This window comes from Paenibacillus cymbidii, assembly GCF_004764705.1.
Classification (GTDB): domain Bacteria; phylum Bacillota; class Bacilli; order Paenibacillales; family NBRC-103111; genus Paenibacillus_AN; species Paenibacillus_AN cymbidii.
Genome location: NZ_SHLX01000022.1, coordinates 49,189 through 69,359 on the forward strand (window position 1 = coordinate 49,189; position 20,171 = coordinate 69,359).

At 55.3% G+C, this 20,171-nt stretch carries 17 protein-coding genes; 2 read left to right on the plus strand and 15 right to left on the minus strand.

What is annotated here, in order from left to right; translation table 11 throughout:
- The first annotated feature begins 305 nt into the window (after nt 1-305).
- Both EXY20_RS25865 and bglB (EXY20_RS25870) read left to right on the plus strand, forming a co-directional pair.
- The gene (locus tag EXY20_RS25865) at nt 306-1,457 is read left to right on the plus strand and encodes a response regulator transcription factor (protein WP_135555025.1); all 1,152 of its coding nucleotides are present in this window, start codon (nt 306-308) and stop codon (nt 1,455-1,457) included.
- A gap of 42 nt (nt 1,458-1,499) precedes the next feature.
- Nucleotides 1,500-2,594, plus strand: coding sequence for a beta-galactosidase BglB (bglB, locus tag EXY20_RS25870; protein ID WP_235886200.1), 1,095 nt, complete (start codon nt 1,500-1,502; stop codon nt 2,592-2,594).
- A 121-nt stretch (nt 2,595-2,715) separates the two neighbouring features.
- On the opposite strand, the gene EXY20_RS25875 is transcribed toward bglB (EXY20_RS25870), so the two are convergent.
- The 15 genes from EXY20_RS25875 to EXY20_RS25945 form a co-directional block, all read right to left on the minus strand.
- The gene (locus EXY20_RS25875; RefSeq protein WP_135555026.1) at nt 2,716-4,422 is read right to left on the minus strand and encodes an extracellular solute-binding protein; all 1,707 of its coding nucleotides are present in this window, start codon (nt 4,420-4,422) and stop codon (nt 2,716-2,718) included.
- Between the two features lie 99 nt (nt 4,423-4,521).
- Nucleotides 4,522-5,436 carry a carbohydrate ABC transporter permease gene (locus EXY20_RS25880; RefSeq protein WP_135555027.1) on the minus strand — a complete coding sequence of 305 codons (915 nt, stop codon included), beginning with the start codon at nt 5,434-5,436 and terminating at the stop codon, nt 4,522-4,524.
- Nucleotides 5,437-5,477: 41 nt separating this feature from the next.
- Nucleotides 5,478-6,437, minus strand: coding sequence for an ABC transporter permease (locus tag EXY20_RS25885; protein ID WP_135555028.1), 960 nt, complete (start codon nt 6,435-6,437; stop codon nt 5,478-5,480).
- Nucleotides 6,438-6,479: 42 nt separating this feature from the next.
- Nucleotides 6,480-7,601 (minus strand): beta-galactosidase BglB, encoded by a 1,122-nt coding sequence (bglB, locus tag EXY20_RS25890; protein ID WP_135555029.1) that lies wholly within the window; start codon nt 7,599-7,601, stop codon nt 6,480-6,482.
- A 410-nt stretch (nt 7,602-8,011) separates the two neighbouring features.
- Nucleotides 8,012-8,485, minus strand: coding sequence for a thiol-disulfide oxidoreductase DCC family protein (locus tag EXY20_RS25895; RefSeq protein WP_135555030.1), 474 nt, complete (start codon nt 8,483-8,485; stop codon nt 8,012-8,014).
- 19 nt (nt 8,486-8,504) lie between these two features.
- Complete coding sequence (gene ruvB / locus EXY20_RS25900; RefSeq protein WP_135555031.1) at nt 8,505-9,506, minus strand: Holliday junction branch migration DNA helicase RuvB; 1,002 nt, start codon at nt 9,504-9,506, stop codon at nt 8,505-8,507.
- A gap of 48 nt (nt 9,507-9,554) precedes the next feature.
- On the minus strand, nt 9,555-10,181 hold the full coding sequence (gene ruvA, locus EXY20_RS25905; RefSeq protein ID WP_135555032.1) for a Holliday junction branch migration protein RuvA: 627 nt from the start codon (nt 10,179-10,181) through the stop codon (nt 9,555-9,557).
- Entirely contained in the window at nt 10,178-10,681 is a 504-nt protein-coding gene (gene ruvC / locus EXY20_RS25910; RefSeq protein ID WP_135555033.1) for a crossover junction endodeoxyribonuclease RuvC, read from the minus strand. Before ruvC ends, ruvA begins: the two co-directional genes overlap by 4 nt.
- An 850-nt stretch (nt 10,682-11,531) precedes the next feature.
- Complete coding sequence (locus EXY20_RS25915) at nt 11,532-12,557, minus strand: glycoside hydrolase family 88/105 protein (protein WP_135555034.1); 1,026 nt, start codon at nt 12,555-12,557, stop codon at nt 11,532-11,534.
- Between the two features lie 22 nt (nt 12,558-12,579).
- The gene (locus EXY20_RS25920; protein ID WP_135555035.1) at nt 12,580-13,425 is read right to left on the minus strand and encodes a carbohydrate ABC transporter permease; all 846 of its coding nucleotides are present in this window, start codon (nt 13,423-13,425) and stop codon (nt 12,580-12,582) included.
- A gap of 3 nt (nt 13,426-13,428) precedes the next feature.
- Nucleotides 13,429-14,328, minus strand: a complete 900-nt coding sequence (locus tag EXY20_RS25925) for a carbohydrate ABC transporter permease (protein WP_135555036.1) — start codon at nt 14,326-14,328, stop codon at nt 13,429-13,431.
- Nucleotides 14,329-14,549: 221 nt separating this feature from the next.
- A complete protein-coding gene (locus EXY20_RS25930; protein ID WP_135555037.1) occupies nt 14,550-15,884 on the minus strand; it encodes an ABC transporter substrate-binding protein in 1,335 nt (444 codons plus the stop codon).
- 94 nt (nt 15,885-15,978) lie between these two features.
- Entirely contained in the window at nt 15,979-17,541 is a 1,563-nt protein-coding gene (locus EXY20_RS25935; protein WP_135555038.1) for a response regulator transcription factor, read from the minus strand.
- Nucleotides 17,534-19,306, minus strand: coding sequence for a sensor histidine kinase (locus EXY20_RS40485; protein ID WP_135555039.1), 1,773 nt, complete (start codon nt 19,304-19,306; stop codon nt 17,534-17,536). The genes EXY20_RS25935 and EXY20_RS40485 overlap by 8 nt, the downstream gene beginning before the upstream one ends.
- 127 nt (nt 19,307-19,433) lie before the next feature.
- Nucleotides 19,434-20,153 (minus strand): BofC C-terminal domain-containing protein, encoded by a 720-nt coding sequence (locus EXY20_RS25945; RefSeq protein WP_235886201.1) that lies wholly within the window; start codon nt 20,151-20,153, stop codon nt 19,434-19,436.
- Nucleotides 20,154-20,171 lie beyond the last annotated feature (18 nt).

Below are 20,171 nucleotides of genomic sequence, written 5' to 3' on the forward strand. Positions count from 1 at the left end.
TGATAGTTGTTTAGACGCAGCGAAGAGGAAAAAGTTACCCTTGCCCGGGCGAAGTTTCGGCAGCAATCGACACTTGGCAACGCTTCGCCGCCGGATTTTCAAGAATATGCAATTTCTCTATTTTACTAAATATTTACATTTTTTACCGCACATCAAGCTACCCAATAAGGACAAAAAAACTCATGAAAGAGCAATATTATAAGATAAAAAAACCGCCATTCATCGCATACAATTAAAGTGGTATAATCTCGAACGGATCGACAAGAACTTACCCCCTGAAACCAAATGCAGGCAGGGAGGGAAAAATGACGATAACAGTGCTTGTCATCAATAATACGGCAATAGATCGCCATTTGATCGTCCATACGTTCGATTGGCGAAAGCTGAATTGCCGGGTAATCGGTCAGGCCGAGAACGGTTCGCAAGGCAAAACGATGATCCAACAATTGCAGCCGGACATCGTGATCGCCGACATCCGCAAGACGGACAAAGACAGTCTCGAGTTGGCAGATTGGATGAACGACAATTACCCGACGGCCAAGACGATTCTGACCTCATGGAAGGGTGATTTCGAGCCGGGAAAACATCCGTTTCTTCAGAAGGTTCATGCCGTCGTCGCCAAACCTTTGCAACGCGAAGAACTATACAAGGCCGTCGAATCCGCGGTAAGAGATTTGGATAACATCCGGCGAACAGTCCCCTCTCTTTTGCATCAGCGGCACGCGGAATCGACAAGTGGCGGCATCGCCCTGCACGAAACGGCAGAGGATGACGGGCATGATTATGAAAGCGTTAACATCGGCTCGATCCTTCAGGAGCTCGAGCAATTCGATTCCACGCTGGAGCGTGCCTCCACCGCTGAAATTGACGCTTATACGAATCGACTGCTTGCCAAAATAAAGGCGTACAGCAACGGCAACCCGTCTGTCATCAAAGGATTGGTTTCCCAACTATGCATGAACGCCGTTCTGTACTTTTACCGCATTACGCGAAACGAATGCGGCTTGGACAAAAGCGTGGACCAGCTTCTGGATGAAGCGCTTCAGCTTGAAGACATCCAGGAAGCGAGCTTCTTCCTGTCCGCCTTGTTCATCGAGGTAAAGGATAAGCTGGGCAATGCCGGCAAAGAATACATCCCGTTCGTCAAACAGGTGCAGGAACATATCAATAGCCATTACAACCGGGATATCAGCCTGGCCTCCACGGCGAACAAGTTCGGTTACAGCCCCAGCCATTTGAGCCGAACCATTCGGAAAGCGACCGGCGTTACTTTTACCGATTTGGTCGCGCGGGCTCGGATCGAAGCGGCGAAACGGCTGCTGAAGGACGGCAAATACAATGTAAATCAGGTAGGCGACATGGTAGGATTCAAAGAGTATGCTTATTTTTATCACGTATTCAAACGAATGGAAGGCGTTTCTCCTAAAGAATATAAAAATAACGGGAAGGCGACGTAAACGATTCCGATCTTGATGCAGAAGCATATTAGGAGGAAAAAAATGATCGCCAAAAATTTGGGAAAAAGCGAAGTTGAGGTGCTCATTGGAAAAGTAATCGATAAAATGAACAGTTTGGATATCAGCATCCAGGAAGACACCCCGGCGAGCATCATTTCGATGGACGTGTGGGACTGGTCCCAGGGCGTAGGTTTGTTTTCGCTCTATCGTTATTTCAGGGAAACGCGGGATGAAGCCGTGCTCGCCTACTTGACGAGTTGGTTCGATCAACGCATACGCGAAGGATTGCCTTCGAAAAACGTCAACACCATGTGCCCGTTGTTGACATTGTCGTATTTATACGAAGAAACGGGCAATGCCGACTATTTGCATCTATGCGAGGAATGGGTCAGCTATGCGGTGTACGAAATGCCGCGAACGCCGGAATTCGGCATTACCCATGTCGTCGTCGACAACGACAATACCGGCGAGTTGTGGCCGGATACGTTGTATATGACCGTTCTCTTCATCGCCCGAATGGGCGTATTGCTGGATCGGGATGATTACGTGCAGGAAAGCATCCGCCAAATGCTCGTGCACATCAAGTACTTGACCGATTTGGAAAGCGGTTTATTGTATCACGGGTGGACGTTTATGGGCGGTCATCATTTTGCCCGCGCGCTTTGGGGGCGAGGCAATGCATGGCACATGGCGGGGCTCGTCGATTATCTCGACATCGTCAAGCTCCCGATCGGCGTGGAAATGTTTCTTCTCTCTTCCCTGGAGAGACAAATTCAACAACTGGCCCTCCTGCAATCGAAAAACGGATTGTGGCATACGCTGCTCGACGACCCGACCTCATACGAGGAAACGTCGGCAAGCGCCGGTTTCGCCTACGGCATCCTGAAGGCGGTGCGTAAAGGTTATGTAAGCGAAGAATTTGTCGAAACGGGCAAACGAGCGCTACAAGCCGTAAGCGGCCAAATCGACGAAAGCGGCGCTTTGCACGGCGTATCGTACGGCACACGAATGGGACGCACGCTCGCCTTCTACAAACAAATCCCGCAATGCCCGATGCCGTACGGCCAGTCGCTCGCCTTGCTCATGCTTGTCGAAAGCCTGCATCTGTTCAAGAAAACGGAAAAAACGGCGCAGTAACAGGTCAAACACAAAATGGTTGAGCGGATCCAGCATCCGTTCAACCATTTTTTATCGGATGGGGCATAACAAAAACGGTTGGGCGGATCAATGATCCGCTCAACCGTTTTTGTTATTTCATTTAGAACGCTTTTTTCATTCCTTTGAAGCCCATTTGGTTCAGGATATCCGTAACTTCTTTGTCATAATCTTTGCCGCCGTTCGCTTCCCAGCCTTTCAGCAGGTTGGCGTATTCGGCATCGAAGTCTTTGGCGATGATGACTTTCGAGATAGCTTCGCCAATATATTTGCCAAGGTTTGCACCGATCTTGTCGTTAACCGGGCGAGGTGCAGTGATTGGCAGTCCTGTCATGCCGTATTTTTTCACGCTCTCATAGAATGCGAGCGTAAGATCGGCGTATTCTTCGCGCAGTTGCGGCGTATTCAAGTCCGTGCTGGTAGACTGCTCGGCGATCATAATTTTGCGATCCGTTGTTACCGTGTTGCCTTGCTGAATGATCTCGAGATCGCCGCCGCCGAAGACCCACAGTTCTTGCTTGTTCTTCTCCGGATCGATCGGTACGCGTGCGCCGTCGACGCGTTTGAAGTGAACGCCTTCCAACCCGGAGTTGAGCGCTTCGATGTTTTCCGGTTTGGCCATCCAGTCCAAATACTTCACAGCCGCTTCCATTTTTTCTTGCGAGCTGGATTTCGGCACCATGATCATCATGCCGTAGTCGGCAGTTTTATTGAAGAAGTAGTTGCCTTTCGGGTCTTTCATCGGATCCAATGTTACATATTGACCCGTTTTCGGCCCTGTTTTTCTCATGAGAATGTTTTGGTATGCGGCTGGGTTGTTTGCGTCCATAAATCCGACCAGACCGTTGGCAAAGTCCTGATTGTAGCGTGTCGAGTTCGCATCGGTTGCAAACTCCTTCGAGATCAATCCGTCCTTGAACAACTGGTTCATCCAGCGGAAATATTCTTTGCCTTCCGGCATCGCGACGCTAGATGTAAATTTGCCATTCTCGAAGTTGCCGGATTGCATGTAGACGTTGGAAGGAGCCGGACCGTCGCTGCGGATGCCGAACGCTGCCATCATGCCGTACATGAAAGTCGCTTGACCGTTGCCGGTGAGTGCAGGCAAGCCCCACGGAACGACTTTGTCTTTGCCTACGCCGCCCGGATCTTTCTCCTTGAACGCTTTCAGCGCTGCCGTAAGCTCGTCGACCGTTTTCGGAACCGGCAAACCAAGCTTGTCGAGCCAGTCTTTGCGGATCGACATGTTCGCGCCGCCGTACGGATTGCCGCGCAAGGCCGGAATTGCGTAACGTTTGTCTTTATAAACACCGGCAACGTCAAGTGCCGCTTTGTTGTTTTTCTTGATGTTCGGACCGAATTTGTCGAGTGCCGCTCCGAGATCCCATAATCCGCCTTGTTCGGCATATTTGTTCATGACCCCGATGTCATACGTAAGAATGACATCCGGCGAATCCCCTGACGCAAGCCAAACGCTCAATTTCGTGCTTTCTTCGGCGCGCGGAATTTGCACGTATTCGACCTCTACGCCGAGAGGAGCGAGCTGTTGGTTGACCCATTTGACGATAACGTTGTCTTTCAGCGCAGGTGTTCCTGCCGGTTGATTGCCACGGTCCCAAAGCTCCACTTTAATCTTGGTAATTTTCGGCGCTTCCGACGGTTTCGGCGATGCGCTGGCCGCTGTCGACGATGACGGCGAGGTGGACGGACTGCTTGTGTTTTCCTTTGAACTTGAGCAGGCGACCAGATAGGTCGACATCATCATAACCGACGCCAGCGCGCCTAAAGCCCCTTTTCGCATTTTCCCCATAGCTGCATTTCCTCCTTAATTTGGTTTGCAGGAATCATTTATATGAGGCGGACAACCCCGGTAAAGGTTGGAAATCCGCATCCTGCCGCTTGTGGCCAGTTACCCTTTGACCGAACCCAGCAAAGAACCTTTGACGAAATATTTTTGCAGGAATGGATACACGACGAGAATCGGCACTGTCGCAAAAACAATGACGGCGGATTTGAGCGATTCCTCAACCACATTCAATTTATCGACTGTTGCCAGCGTTTCGAGGTTGGTGTCCATCTGCGACAACAGCAGCAAGTTCCTCAGTTTCACCTGCAGCGTGTATAAATCCGGGTTGTTGATATAAATGATGGCGCTCATATAAGTGTTCCAGTGTCCGACCGCGTAGAACAGACTGATGGTTGCAATCGAGGCCGCCGACAGCGGAAGCACGACGCGCAGCACGTATCTGGTATTGCCGCAGCCGTCCATGACCGCAGCGTCCCAAAGCTCGCCAGGGATGTTCTGAAAAAACGTTTTCATAATAATCACATTAAATACGCCGATCAAACCGGGAATGATAAGCACCCATATGGAATTGATCAGCCCCAATTCGCGAACGAGCAAATAGCTCGGAATAAGCCCCCCGCTGAACAGCATCGTGACGAGCAGGAAATTCATATAAAATTTGCGGCCCCATAAGTCTCGTCGCGATAACGGATACGCGGTCATTACCGTAAAGAGCATATTGAGCGCCGTTCCGACGACCGTAATGAAAACCGTTACCCAAAAGGCGCGTATAATCGAACTGTTATGAAGGGTCGCCTTGATCGCATCAAGCTGGAACCCGATGGGCCACAGCACAACTTTTCCGGTTTGAATGGCAGCGTTGCTGCTGAACGCATTCGCAACCGAGTTGAAAAACGGAAACATACAGACGAAAGTGAAGACGGCCACACAAGTATAATTGAATATATGAAAGGCGATATCCCAGCCAGTCATCATGCTGAACTTGCTGCTTCTTTTTGTTACATACGCCTCTTCCATCGAAGCTCCTCCTCCATCTAGAAACTGGCCTTACGGCCGAGTTACCACAAACCTTCTTGCCCCATCCTGCGAACGGTATAATTGGCCGTCCAGATCAGAATCAGATTGACGACAGACTGTGTCAGGCCAATCGCCGTCGTAATGGAGAACGCCGCTTGCTGGATACCCATTTCATAGATCCCGATACTAATAACCTGAGACACTCCGTTGACGAGCGGATTGGCCAGCGCGTAAGGGTGCTCGAAGCCGATCGACACCAAACCGCCGACATTGAAGATAAGCAAAACAGCCATTGTAGGCACGATGCCGGGAATCGTAATATGTTTGATTCGTTTCCAACGGCCGGCTCCGTCGATCACTGCCGCTTCGTAAAGCGACGGGTCGATCGTCGTCATCGTTGCGAGGTACAGGATCGTCCCCCAGCCCGCTCCTTGCCATATGCTGGAAAGGACATAGACGGCCACCCACCAGCCTTTATCCGCCATGAAATAAATGCTGGGCAACCCGAACCAGCTCATCACTTCATTCAGAACGCCGTATTTGGGCGACAAAATTTGGTAGATCATACCGCCAAGCACAATCCAGGACATAAAATGCGGTAAATATAGCAGTGATTGGCTGACACGCTTGAACACTTTGGCTCGCATTTCGTTCAGCATAATCGCCAAAATGATCGGAGCCGGAAATCCGCAGATCAGGCCAAGGATGTTCAGCAGCAGGGTGTTGCGGATCATCGGGAAAAAGTTGGGCAGTTCAATCATTTCTTTGAAGAACCGGAAGCCAACCCAATCGCTTTCGAGAATTCCTTTGAAAATGTTGTAGTCTTTGAATGCAATGACGACACCGAACATTGGAATGTATGCAAACACGACGAAGAACAAGAAGCCGGGTACCAAGTACAAATACAAATCGAAATTTCGTTTGATTTCCCGCACGGCGCGGGGCTGCTTTTTCACCCCCGTTACCGAATTCGCTTTGACCGGGATCGATGAGGATTCCATACCATCACAACCTTTTTCGAGAATTCAACCTTGCAAGCGAAGTTATCGAAACAAATGAAGGCTTTCGACAAGCATAAGCAGCGTCATCGATTGACCGTAAGGCATCGGGCATTGCGGGATTTGCTTGTAAAACCCGAGCGTACGCCCCATCCTCGTACCGTACGATACGCCTTGCACGGCGCCATCCGCATCGATTCGGCCGATGACCGCGTGCATCGCCCTGATGCCTACATCCGCGTATTCCTCGCTCAAATACCCTTTGCGCACCGCTTTCAGAATGCCGTAAGCGAATCCAGCCGTAGCCGACGTTTCCTCGTATGAGGTCGGATCGTCAAGAAGCGTATGCCACATCCCGCTTTTGGCTTGCAGGGCGACCAGCTTCTGCACCTGACGCTCGAGCGAGGAGATCAGAAACATTTCCACCCCGAGAGGAAGCTTGACAATCTCGAAATAATCGACCATCCCGGCTAAATACCACGCATTGCCCCGTCCCCATAACGCGCCAGCGAAATGATGGCGTTCCTGAAATGTCCATCCGTGATAAAACAACCCGGTTTCCTTATCGGTCAAATATTTCAGGTGAACGAGAATTTGATGGATGCTCTCCTGCACATAATCGTCGCGACCTTGCAGCACACCCATGCGCGCAATAAACAGCACGGTCATGTAAAGCGTATCCGCCCACAACTCTCCGCTGTTGTCGTGATCGATGGCAACATGCGTGATGCCGTTCTCCGGCGTTCGGAGCAACCCTTCGACGGCGTACGCTGCCCATTCCTTGCACACGCTCAAGTATTGCGCCTGGTTCGCCGTCTTCAACTCGCAAATATAACTGAGGGTGAGCAGCGGGCACATCGTGTTGACATTTTTCGGCGGGAGTCCTTCTTGCAAACGTCGGTCGAACCAGTCGATGATGGCATCGAGCACGTTCTGGTCGCCGGATTCCAAATAATATTTGTAGAGCGAAAACAAACCGACACCTTGCGACCAATCCCAGGTATCCATCGAAATGATGCTGGCGGGCGTGTCTTCTTCGATTTGGATTTCCAGCCGCTTCATTTTGCCGGCCGTTTTGTCGATCAGCCGTTCAATGTCGCTTTTATCCAGCTGTCTGGCGATCATCCGCTTCCTCCTCTCCTGCAACGTCCAACCGTCCATCATCATTCCCGTTCCTCATTGAAAGCGCACCGTGACAACAGATGAATCCAAGCCAAATAGACCGAATATTCAGTCATTTTTGAAGGCACTATTCCTGTATCATTCCGTCCAAATTCGTTCTGCAACCGACCCTGACGACGCTCGGAATCGAATTCACAATTGCGCTTCTATCCGCTGCCTGAGTGATTCTGCACCCGCCGCCAGCGTCTGGGATACATTGGAAGATGGAAACGCTACAAACTAAGTATAATTGAATTTGAAAGCGTTTTATATGGCGTAGATTTGATTCTTTATTCGTTATTTTGACCACAATAGATTGGATAAGTTTCCGAAACAAACGGAAACGCCCATTATTTTTGGCGATAAAACTTATCTCTGCCGGGGTCCCCGCAAAGTACCCGGACTACACTTCGAAGCTAATCTTCACTTTGTGGGGTGGAGCGCGGTCGCTCATCTTCGAAAGGCCGCTCGATAGAGGTTTTCTCACTATGCTTGCCTTGGTGGAGTTTGCACGAACCGGAGGAGCAGTCGTCGCCGACTTGTCCGAACAGGCGATATCGGTGTTTGGCGACGATGCGATAAATCGAGTCGGCGAGCGGTTTCATGCCGGGGATTCGGTACAGCGGGGCGACAAAACGCAAGGAGGGGACCGAGCGCATGATGCGGAAAATGGCGTCGGCGCCGCGGTACAGACGGCCGTCTTCATCGATTACATGAAGCTGCGCGAGCAATTCCTCCCGCGCATATCCGGCGGGCAGCATGGCAGACGGCGCGCTTTGCAAAGGCAGCATAACGAGCTTCGCCGTCGTGCGAAGCTTGCCGAGCGTATCGACCGTCCGCCTGCAAAGCACGCAGGTTTCGTCGTACAACACCGTCAATTGCTCCTTCATTCGGCTTCCCCCTCGTTCATTATGCTTCCGGCGGCGTCAAGCCGAGATGCCGGTACGCGTGAGCCGTCACCATACGGCCGCGCGGCGTGCGCTGCAGGAAGCCGATCTGGAGCAAATACGGCTCATAGACGTCCTCGATCGTCTGGCTTTCTTCGCCTATCGTCGCCGCGATCGTATCCAGCCCGACGGGACCTCCCTTGAAGCTCGTAATAATCGCCTGCAGCATCTTGTGGTCGATCTGATCGAGCCCGAGGTCGTCGACCTGGATCAGCTTCAGCGCCGCCCGGGCGATATCGAGCGTAATGATGCCGTCGCCCCTCACCTGGGCAAAATCGCGCAGCCGCTTCAGCAGCCGATTGGCGATCCGCGGCGTGCCGCGCGACCGTTTGCCGATTTCTTCGGCGGCTTCCTCATGAATGGCGACCTGGAGAATGTCCGCCGTGCGCGTGACGATGTATGTCAGCTCGGCGACGGTGTAGTATTCCAGCCGGCTGACGACGCCGAACCGGTCGCGCAGCGGCGCCGACAGCAGCCCGGCCCGCGTTGTCGCCCCGACGAGCGTAAACGACGGCAAGTCGAGCCGCACGGAACGTGCGCTCGGCCCTTTGCCGATAATAATGTCGAGCGCGTAATCTTCCATCGCCGGGTACAGCACTTCCTCCACCGTCCGGTGCAGCCGGTGAATTTCGTCGATGAACAGCACGTCGCCGTGCTGCAGGTTGGTCAAAATCGCCGCCAAATCGCCGGGGCGTTCGATCGCCGGTCCCGAAGTCGTACGGATGTTGACGCCGAGCTCGTTGGCGATAATGTTGGAGAGCGTCGTTTTGCCGAGGCCCGGCGGCCCGTACAGCAGCACATGATCGAGCGCGTCGCCGCGCAGCTTGGCCGCTTCGATGTATACTTTCAAATTGTCCTTCGCCTGCGTCTGCCCGATATACTCGTTCAAGTAGCGCGGGCGCAAACTCAGCTCGACGGTTTGATCCTCCATCATCAAATTCGCCGATATGATGCGATCCTCCAAGGGGGACCCTCCTAACCGGTAATAGTGGTCGGACACGCCCAAAGCGGGTCAGCCCTTGAACAGTTCCTGCAGCGCCAGCTTGACATACGCGTCGACCGACGCTCCGGCGGCGGCCTTCTCCTTGACGGCCGGCCAGACGCGGTCCGTTTCCGCTTCCGTGTAGCCAAGCGCGAGCAGCGCCAGCTTCGCTTCGCCCCACTCGCCGCCGCCCGGCGCCGGCCGCGCGGACCCGCGGCCCGTTGCCGCTGCCGTAGCGGCGGCCGGAATCGCGGCCGGCAGATCGGCCAGCTTATCCTTCAGGTCGAGCACGATGCGCTGCGCCGTCTTCTTGCCGATGCCGGGCAGCCGCGTGAGGAACGTCAGATCTTCCTGGTAAATCGCGGCGACAATCGCGTCGGGACGGCCCGCTGACAAGATGCCGAGCGCCACCTTCGGCCCAACGCCGCTTACTTCGAGCAGCTTGCGAAACATCGTCTGCTCGTCGCGCGTTGCGAAGCCGTACAGCAGAATCGCATCCTCGCGAACATGATGGTGAATGAAGAGAGTATAAGACTTGCCTTCGTCCGTCAAGGCGTACGGATTCGGGCAAAACACCCGGTAGCCGACGCCGCCGACGTCCAGCACGACATAGTCCGTTTCCCGATGGGCCAATTGCCCGCGCAAAAAGTCGATCATCGTTTCGTAACCTCGCTTATATGGTGAGCCAGTGTCGACGAATGAGCGTGGCAGATAGCGACCGCCAGCGCGTCGGCGACGTCGTCCGGCTTCGGCGCCGCCTGCAGCTTCAGAAACATGCGCACCATCTCCTGCACTTGCTTCTTCTCCGCCTTGCCGTAGCCGACGATGGCTTGCTTCACTTGCAGCGGCGTATATTCCGCCACCGGCAGCCCGTTCTGCACCGCGGCCAGGATGAGCACGCCGCGCGCCTGTCCGACAGCGAACGCCGTCGTCACGTTGCGGTTGAAAAACAGCTTCTCGATCGCCACTTCGTCCGGCTTGTATTTGTCGATCAGTTCGCGAATGGAATCGTAAACGGCTTTCAGTCGTTGCGCCGGATCGGTATGCGCCTCGGTTTGAATGGAGCCGTATTGAATCGGCGTCAATCTGCTGCCTTGTTTCTCGATAAAGCCGAATCCGACGATGGCTATGCCCGGATCGATGCCCAATATGCGCAATCCATTTCTCTCCCGTCAATAAGCGAACATATGTATTCCTTCTTCATTATAGCAGATCGCGCCGCCGAGCGGGAGAAAACAAACAATTCCTCCTCCGGCGAAACCGGCTCCCGCTGCGCGCGGGGGGTGGTATTCCGATCGCTTCTTGTTTTCCGGATTCTTCGAACGATTAATCCAAGGGGGAATCCGGAAAACAAAGGCGAACGCTGCCGCTTCTCCATACCACCCCCTGCTCTCCGCTCCCGCCCCCTCGCCCCTGTTTTAACCGTCGCAAAAGCAGATCCGTTGCCCAAAAAGCGGCATTCCCCCCTCCGCCAACTAACAAATCCGCTTTTCGTGCCGCTCCGACGAAGCTTCCTGAAAAATAGGCCATGTTTTATTGCTTATTTCGCCAAAAACGGGCAGTTCCTTCAAAATAACCAGTGAAATCACTGGCTATTTCGGCTGAAAGGTCGATTTAGGGGCGTAAGGGTTGAGATAGCCAGTGTTTTTACTGGCTATTTCCGACGAGGCACCCGAAAAAGGGAAAATAAGCCATTCTTCATTGGCTATTCTGGCTACCCGGCCCGGCAATTGTGCCGCGGCTGCAAGAGCGGCTCGCAGGATAGCAATTTCACGCAAAAAGCGGAGCGGAAGGGTTGCTTCGGAGAAGCGCTAGCGGTCGCCTTTGTTTTCGGATGGTTCCCTTGGCCTCGTGGATTCCCGGCATCCGAAAACAAGAAGCGATCGGAGGAGCAACCCTTCCGGGCAGCGGCCTGAGCGTGAAACGGTGCTTTCCTAGCGCAGCCAGCAGCGTTTAGGTAAAAAAGAGGCAAACCCCTCCGGGCCGCCTCCATCCTTATATAGCACCTTACCACTCGCGCCGATTCAGCAGCGATGACAGGAACACCAGCGCGAGCCCCTGCCCCCAGCCTTGCACGCGCTTATGCGGAACGCCGCGGTATCCTTCCGCGTCCTTCATCACCGCGGTGCCGGCGGACACGCCTTGCACCGAACCGTCGGCGCCGATGCGCGACAGAATACCCGTCACCGACTTGTTGACGTATTTGTTGTACATCTTGCCGATGCCGAGCAGCGCCGCGGCGATGCCCGTTGAGCCCGAAGTCTCCAGATACGACGACGGATCGTTCACAATCGTATGCCACAGGCCGCTTTCGTCTTGCAGACGCACAAGCGCGCTGAGTTGGTCGCGCAGCGAACCGTCGATAATCATGAACGAAGGATGCGTCACCGGCACCAGTTCGAGCGCCCTCGCCATCGTAATCGCCGCCCATGAGTTGCCGCGGGCCCAATAAATGCCGGACATGTGATTTTGCGCGAGATGGTCCCAGCCGTGGTAGTACAGGTTCGTCACCGGGTCCTGGAGAAAATTTTCGTGCCCGTGGTACTGCTTGAGCCCATCCTCCATGTAGTCGTCGCGCCCGGTCAGCGCGCCGATGCGGACAAGGAAGTAGCCGGCCATAAACATCGTGTCGACCCACGCCTGCTGCGGGAAGTTGTACGCCGCGGAATTGACCGTATGCTGGAAAATGCCGTCCGCGAACCGCTCCGCGTCGTTGGCGAGAAAATCGGCCATTTCTTCGGCCAACTGCAAATACCGCTTCTCGCCGTTCACCTTATACAACGTCAGCAAGCTATGCCCGATCGATACGGCGTTGATCGTCAGCCGCGGCAGCCCGTCTTCGATCTGCTCGTCGACCCACGCTTGCAGCTGCTGGGTGTATTCGATTTTACCGGTCGCCTCGTACGCTTCCGTTACGCCGTAGAAGGCGACGCCGCCCGGCCAGTCCCAGTTGAAATCCATTTGGAACGTGCGGCGCACGACCCGGTCGATCGCGTCCCGCACAGCATGTTCGTCAAACAGCAATTGTGGCATTTCCGCTTCTCCTCCCACTGGATCAACCCTTCAGACCGCTGGTGCTGATCCCTTCGACGATATATTTTTGAAACAGGAAAAATACGAGTACGATCGGCACCAGCGACAGCGTCGTCATGGCGAACATGCCGCCCCAGTTGTTCAGCGAATCGCCGTCAAGGAACAGCTTCAGCGCCAGCGACACCGGATACAGCGACGGTTTGTTCATATAAAGCAGCGGATGCAGGAAATCGTCCCACGTCCAGTAGAACGAAAAGATCGTCGACGTCACGAGCGCCGGCACGATCAGCGGCAGCACGATGCGGAAGAAAATGCCGTACTTCGTGCAGCCGTCCATCTTGGCCGCTTCGTCAAGATCCGCCGGAAGCGTACGGATGAACTGCATCATCAGGAAAATAAAGAACGGGACGCCGAAGAAACTCGGCACGATGAGCGGCTTGTACGACGACAACCAGTGCAGCTTGGAGAAGATGACGTACTGCGAAATGACCGTCACGTCCTGCGGCAGCATCATCGTCAGCATGACGCAGCCAAACCAGAAGCCTCGGCCTGCAAACGGCACGCGCGCCAGTGCGTAAGCCACGAGTGCCGAAGAGGCAACCGCGCCGATTGTGGCGCCGATGACGATGATGAACGAATTTTTGAAAAACGTCGTAAACGTATTGCCGGCAAAACCCTTCCAGCCGCTCGCATAGTTGCCGAACTCAAGCTTGCTCGGAATGAGGCTGTAGGCGGTGCTGAAAATTTCGTCGTTCGGCTTGAGCGAACTGACGGCCAGCCAAATGATCGGATACAGCATCAGAAACGCCAGTCCGCCGACCAGCAGATGGTAGACATAAACTTTCCAGCCGCGCATCGCGATTTGCATCCGTCATTCCCCCTTCGACTCGTAGTGCACCCACAAGGATGCCGATTTGAAAATCGCCAGCGTGATGACGCCGATGATAATCAGCATGACCCACGCCATCGCGGAGGCGTACCCCATCTCGAAAAAAGAGAACGCGCGGCGGTACAAGTACAGCGAGTAGAGCAGCGTCTGGTCGAGCGGGCCGCCTTCGCCGCGGGAAATGATGTAAGCCGGCGTAAACGTCATGAATGCGGAAATCGTCTGCATGATCGTGTTGAACAGAATGATCGGGCTCAGCATCGGCAGCGTAATTTTGAAAAAGCGGGTCGCCGGGCCTGCGCCGTCCACATTGGCGGCTTCGTAAAGCGATATCGGAATGTTCTTCAGGCCGGCGAGGAAAATCAGCATCGACGATCCGAACTGCCAGGCCGACAGCAGCACAAGCGTCCATAACGCCGTCGACGGGTTGCCGATCCACGAAGTGTCTGTATGAATGCCGATCGCGTTCAGCACCGAGTTCAGCAGCCCTTTGTCGCCGAAAATTTGCGTCCACATGATCGAAACGGCGACGCTGCCGCCGATCAGCGAAGGCAAGTAGTAAGCGGAGCGGTAAAGGCCGACGGCGCGGGTGCCGACGTTCAGCAGCATCGCCACAAGCAGGGCAAAAGCCAGTCGCAGCGGCACGCTGCCGATGACGTATGTAAACGTCACGCGCAGCGACTTGCCGATCTTGTCGTCGTCGGTCAAAATTTTGTTGTAGTTGTCGAAACCGACCCAGTGCGGCGCCTCAAGCAAATTGTAGTCGGTGAACGAATAATACAGCGACGACAGCATCGGGTACAGCGTAAACACGAGGAACCCGACGATGAACGGCGCAGCGAATACGTAACCGACCAAATGCGGGTTGTCTCTCCATTTATTCATGGCGTTTGTCAACTCCTATGCGGGCGGCAGGCAGCACGCGACCCCGCTCCTGATTATTGTCTTCATTATAAAAAGTTTCATCAAACGACCGTGAGGGGAAAAACCGTCCGTTTTGTTCAAAAATCCGATGCGTTTGTTGCCGCGCGTTCGCGGAATAACGACAAAAAACTCCGGAAAGCACCCTGACGGGGCGTTTTCCGGAGCATACCCAAGCGCGAAGCTTATTTTTTGTTTTTGGCCAGAATCGCGTTCGCTTCCTTGCGGAATTTGGCCGCGGCGTCTTCGACCGACGTCTTCTTGTACAGGATTTGTTCGCTGAGGTCTTTGAGCAGCTTCTCCACTTCGACGGAGCCGACCGGGCTCGGCGGATCCATCGGGCTGCTGTTCTGCTCGGCCCACGCGACATATTCGAACACTTTCGTTTCGGCCGGCGTCAGCAGCGGCTTCAGCGCGTCCTTCACTTTCGCCGAAATCGGCACGCCGCGCTCGCCTTTGATCAGCTTGTTGGCGTCAATATCGTTGATCCAGAAGTCGATGAATTTCGCCGCTTCTTCCTTGACCTTCGAGTTGTTCGTAATCGAGAAGCCCATGCTCGGCTTCATGAACAAGCCTTTATTGCCGTTCGGACCCGGAATCGGCTGCAGCTCGAGATCGCGCTTGGCCGCCGCGGAGAAACCGACGAACTGGTTCGACCAGGCGACGGAAGCGAAGGCGTTGCCGAGCACCATTTCGTCGTCTTCCGGCAATCCTTTTTTCTGGCCCAGCTTGTCGAGCGTCAGCATGTAGCCGGCGTCATACCACTTCTGGAACTGTTTGTAGTAGTCGATGAACGGCTTGTCGTCCGCGTAGCCGAGCTGCGTGCCGTCGGCGCTGTACAGCGTATTGCCGGTAGTGCGCAGGTAGTACGGGAAGAACACGTCGTACCGCATCGTGTCGAACAGCAGCTTGCCGCTCGTTTTCAATTGCGCGCCAAGCGCGCCCATGTCGTCCCAAGTCCACGTTTTGGCCGGCATCGAAGCGCCCGCCTTCTGCAGCGCGGCCGGATCGACGGTGGCGCCGAGCGCGTTCGTGCCGAGCGATACCATCGCCAGCTTGCCGCCGTACATGCCGCTGCCCACGACATTTTGGCTGACGTCGGCCAAGTTGATTTTGTTCGCCTTCACATACGGCTGCAAATCTTCGAGTTGACCTTTGCCGGCGTATTGGCTCAAATACGTGACGTCCATCTGGATGATGTCCGGCAAATCGCTTGCCGCCGCCTGTGGCGCCAGCTTCTTCCAGTAATCGTCGAACGCGGCGTATTCGGCTTCGATCGTGACGTTCGGATGCTTCTGTTTGTACAGGTCAATCACTTTCAGCGTGTAATCGTGACGGGCTTGGCCGCCCCACCAGGCGATGCGCAATTTGACAGGCTGGTTGTTCGGCGTTGCGGAAGCGGATGCCGTTGCGCCAGAGCTTGCCGAAGGAGATGCGGCGTTATTATTGTCTTTGCTGCCGCAGCCGATCGCCGTAACCAGCATGGACAGGGCGACGAGCGTCGTGACGGTTTTTTTCATGCGAATTTCCTCCCCTGACGGTTGATAAGGCTTTCATGTCTTTATTATCAGCTTCCCGGGTCAGGAAAAACAGGCAAAAAACCGTGTTCATTGTTCAAAAAACAGACTGTTGCCCTCCTCTGCCGTATTCCGAAGGCGTGCAGCCGACATGCTTCTTGAACACCTGGCTGAAATATTGCGGGTTGTCGCCGAAGCCGAGCGCTTCCGCCAGTTCAAAAATTTTGATGTCGCCGCCCTGCTCCAGCGCTTCCTTCGCTTTGGCGATCCGCACTTTCATCACGTAGTTTGAAAATTTTTCACCCGTTTCCTTCTTGAACAGCTTGCCCAAATAGTCCGAGTTCATGTACAGCATCTGATTCGCTACGCCGCCGAGCGACAACTCCGGATCCGCAAGATGGCTGTCAATGATCGCGAGCACCTTGCCGGTGATGGCCGAATGCTTCGTGACGTTCGACTCGTACTGCAGCTTCGTCAACTCCTGCGCCGTTTCGCGGAACAGCGCCTGCACCGCGGACAGCGTCGCCGCCTGCATCAGCGCCACGAACCGATCCATCTGGCGGTTCATCGCTTCCGCCGGGCCGAGCCGAATCATCGCCATAAACCATTGCGCCACGAACGATTTGGCCACCGGAATGCCGAGCCGCGCGTCGCTCAGTTGATGGAACAATTGCTCGATTTCGGCGTCGGCTTCCGACCAGCGTCCGGTTCGGATGTATTGCAGCAGATGGCCGTCGTCCGGAGCGATTTCCGTGACGACCGTTTCGCTCAGTTCCACGTCGCGTTTGGTAATCAACGAACCTTCGCCCAAATAATACCGGTAGGGCAAAATAGCCAGCGTTTCGTTGTAGAGCAGCCGCGCGTTCGTAAACGGCCCCGCTTCGCTGAGCGCGGCGGTGACGTCGATCTTGTAATAGCGGACAAACGTTTCGCGTATGCCGGCGATTCGTTCGTGCAGCTGCTGCAGCGGCAGCGTATCGGGCACGACGACCAGCACGCGGTCGCCAACCGTCGAACTGAGCAGCGTATGGCCGAGGATGTCTTCGGCGATATTTTTGACGGCGAACAAATGCTCGAACTCGAACGCGCCTTCCAGCTCGAACAGCAGCAGCCGAACCGTCCAGTCGCCGTGCTCGAGGCCGAACAACTGGCGGTAATAGTCCCAATCGCGGCTGCCGTACGTTTTGTTCGTGACGAATTCCTTCAGGAACTGCTCCTTGACATGCGGCAGCATCTTCTGCAGCCTCTCCTTCATGCCCGCGACGAATCGTTCGTTTTCTAGCGACTGGTCCAATTCGGCGGCCGCCTCCTTGAGCGCCTCCGCGATCGCCGCTTCGTTGCACGGCTTGAGCAAATAGTGCTTGACGCCGTACTGCATCGCCGACTGGGCGTAAGCGAACTCGCCGTAGCCGGATAGCAGAATGAACCGCGTTTGCGGGTAATGTTCCGCCACTTTGGCCGCCAGTTGGATGCCGTCCATGCCGGGCATGCGAATGTCGCTGATGACGATGTCGGGGGGATCCGCGACGATCCGGTCCCACGCTTCGAGCCCGTTGCGGGCCGTGCCGGCCAGCTCCGTCCCCGCCGAACGCCAGTCGACCACCTGGGCAATGCCTTCGAGAATCGTTCGTTCGTCGTCCACCAGCAGCACCTTATACATGCTTGTCCCCCGCTTCCTTCGGAATGATAAGCGAAACCGTCGTGCCGACGTGGCGTTCGCTGTCGATCTGCAGCCCATACGCTTCGCCGAACGCCAGCTGGATGCGCTCGGCGATGTTGCGCAAGCCGATGCCGCTGCCGCGGGTGCGCGCTTCGCCGCTTCGCACTAGCGCAAGCTGCTCCGGGTCCATGCCCGGACCGCGGTCCGATACGGTCAGCGCCAGCTTGCCTTCCCGCTCCTCCGCATAAATCCGGATCGCCACCGGGTCGATCGACGGCTCCACCGCATAATGAAGCGCATTCTCCAGCAGCGGCTGGAGCGTAAACTTCGGCAGCAGGCAGCTTCGCGCACACTCTGGTACGTCCACCTCGAACGCCAGCCGCTCCTCGAACCGGTACTTCTGAATCGTCAAATAATGCGCCACAATTTCCAGCTCTTCCTCGACCGTAATCAGCTCCCGCTTCAAACTGATCGAGCTGCGCAGCAGGAAGCCGAGCGACTCGACCATCCGCGAAATTTGCTTCTCGCCCTTCACTTTGGCCAGCCAGTTGATCGATTCCAGCGTATTGTACAAAAAGTGCGGGTTGATCTGCGCCTGCAGCGCGCGAAATTGCGTTTCCTTGATCGTCAGCTGCTTGGCGTAATTTTCCGTAATCAGTTCGTCGATTTGGGCGACCATCATCCGGAACGTGCGCTGCAGTTGACCCACTTCGTCCATCGGCATCGGCCACGAATCGGCAGCCCCGAGCTGCGCTTCGCGGAAATCGCCGTTTTTGACCAGCTTCATTCGGGCGATCAACTCCTCGATCGGTTTGGTAATGCCGCGCGCAAACCGGAAGGCGATCGCCATTACGATAAGCAGGCTGCCAAAAAAGCCGAACAGCAGCAGCCGCTTCATCAGCGTAATTTGTTCGAATATATGGCCGAACGGAATCAGGCTGTAATAGGTCCAGTTCATTTCGCCGGATTGAATTTGAGTGAAAAAGTAGGTGGTGCCGTTCATCCGTTTGATCAAATAGCCGGGCTTCGGCAGCCGCTCCACGATCGCGGGACTGGTCCCGTCGGCCGGCGGATACAGCAGCCGCGCGCCGGAGTAGATTTGCAGCTCGCCCTTGTTCAGCTCCGTGCCGGCGGCGACGTCGTCGACGATTTCCTTGAGCTTGACCCGAATGACGAGCGTGCCGATTTCGGCGAGCGAAATGTTTTCGTACGAACGGATCAGCCGCGTCGCCACCAAATACTGGTCTCCGCCCGCCGGATAAATCCAGCGCATCGCACCCGCCCCCTGGCGCGCCTCGTCCTGCAGCTCGCGCACCCGCTCCGCCGGTGTCTGACCCGTTTGTCCGGCGCGAGTCGGCACATCGAGCGGGTCGATGATTTCAACGGAGGACAAATATTTTTCGTACCCGGTGTATTGCACCAGCTTGTCCGCCAGAAGCGCCCGAATCCGGTAGCGCTCGAATTCCGGCGTGTCCTCGTTAAGCGATTGCAGCAACGATTGCAGCTGCGAATCGGTGGCGATCGTAAACGACAGCCGTTCGACTTTGCTCAGCTCGTTTTCGATCCCGCTGGCCGACAACGTCAGCAATTGCGACGATTTGCTGTACAGCTGCCCGTCGTAAATGGAATAAGCATATTGCAGCATGCCGTAAGCGATCAGAAAGCAGACGCCCATCACCAGCGAGATGAGCAGGAACATTTTGTGTTTGATTTTCAGCACGGCAAGCCGGTTGTTCCACGGTTTCGTCTGCAGCCAGCGCTTCATCGCCCGCTTGTCCTTCCCGTCCGGCGGCCGCGGCCGCCTTTATTCCATTTATCATAGCACAATTTGCCGGCCGCAAACGGAAAAACCGCCGGGACGTATACGTCCGCGGCGGTACCGGGAGGATGCGCTACACGGGAGGAGCGCCGGCGTTCATGTCGCTGAGCGCAAAGTCGCTGAACGTCGACAGCACGCTGTTGTATTCGGCCAAATCGGTGATGCGGATGCCTTCGTACAACTGGTTCCACATGTCGCGCGGCAGGCTGCTCTTGAGTTGCTGCACGTTCAATTGAAAAAAGGTGCGGATGATTTGTTCGCCCGCAGGCACACCGTCAAACAGCGACAAGTTGCCGTTCCTGTCAATGCCGAAATAGGCATGTTCCTTGCAGTGCGGCGACAAATCCTCGATTACGGAGGAGAATACGACCTTGTTGCCGGCATCGATCGCCACGTCGTACGTCGGGTACTCCTCGTGATACCGGATGACGTCCCCGGCTTTCATGCTGCCGAGCGACTGCGTTTCTTCGCCGCACACGAACCGCAGCCGCAGCATCACGCTCCAGCTGTCGCCGCTCGCCGCAATACGCTCCAGCGCTTGTTTTTTGCCTTCGCTGCTGTAGAGCTGATCTTGCTGCTGCGGCAACATTTGCAGCTGCGCCATGGCCGCGCGCACTTCGCCGCCGACCGCGTTCCGGATGCCGGCGGCATGGCCGGCATCGGCGCTTCGCGCGATGCCGTTCGCCGTCAAGGCGGCGGCCCCCGCCAGAAACAGAATCGTGCCGAGGGTCAGCCATCTTTTTTTAAGCCGCAGTTTTTTTTTCAATTGTTTGAGCAGGTTCGAGTAGCTCACACGAATCCCTTCTTCTCA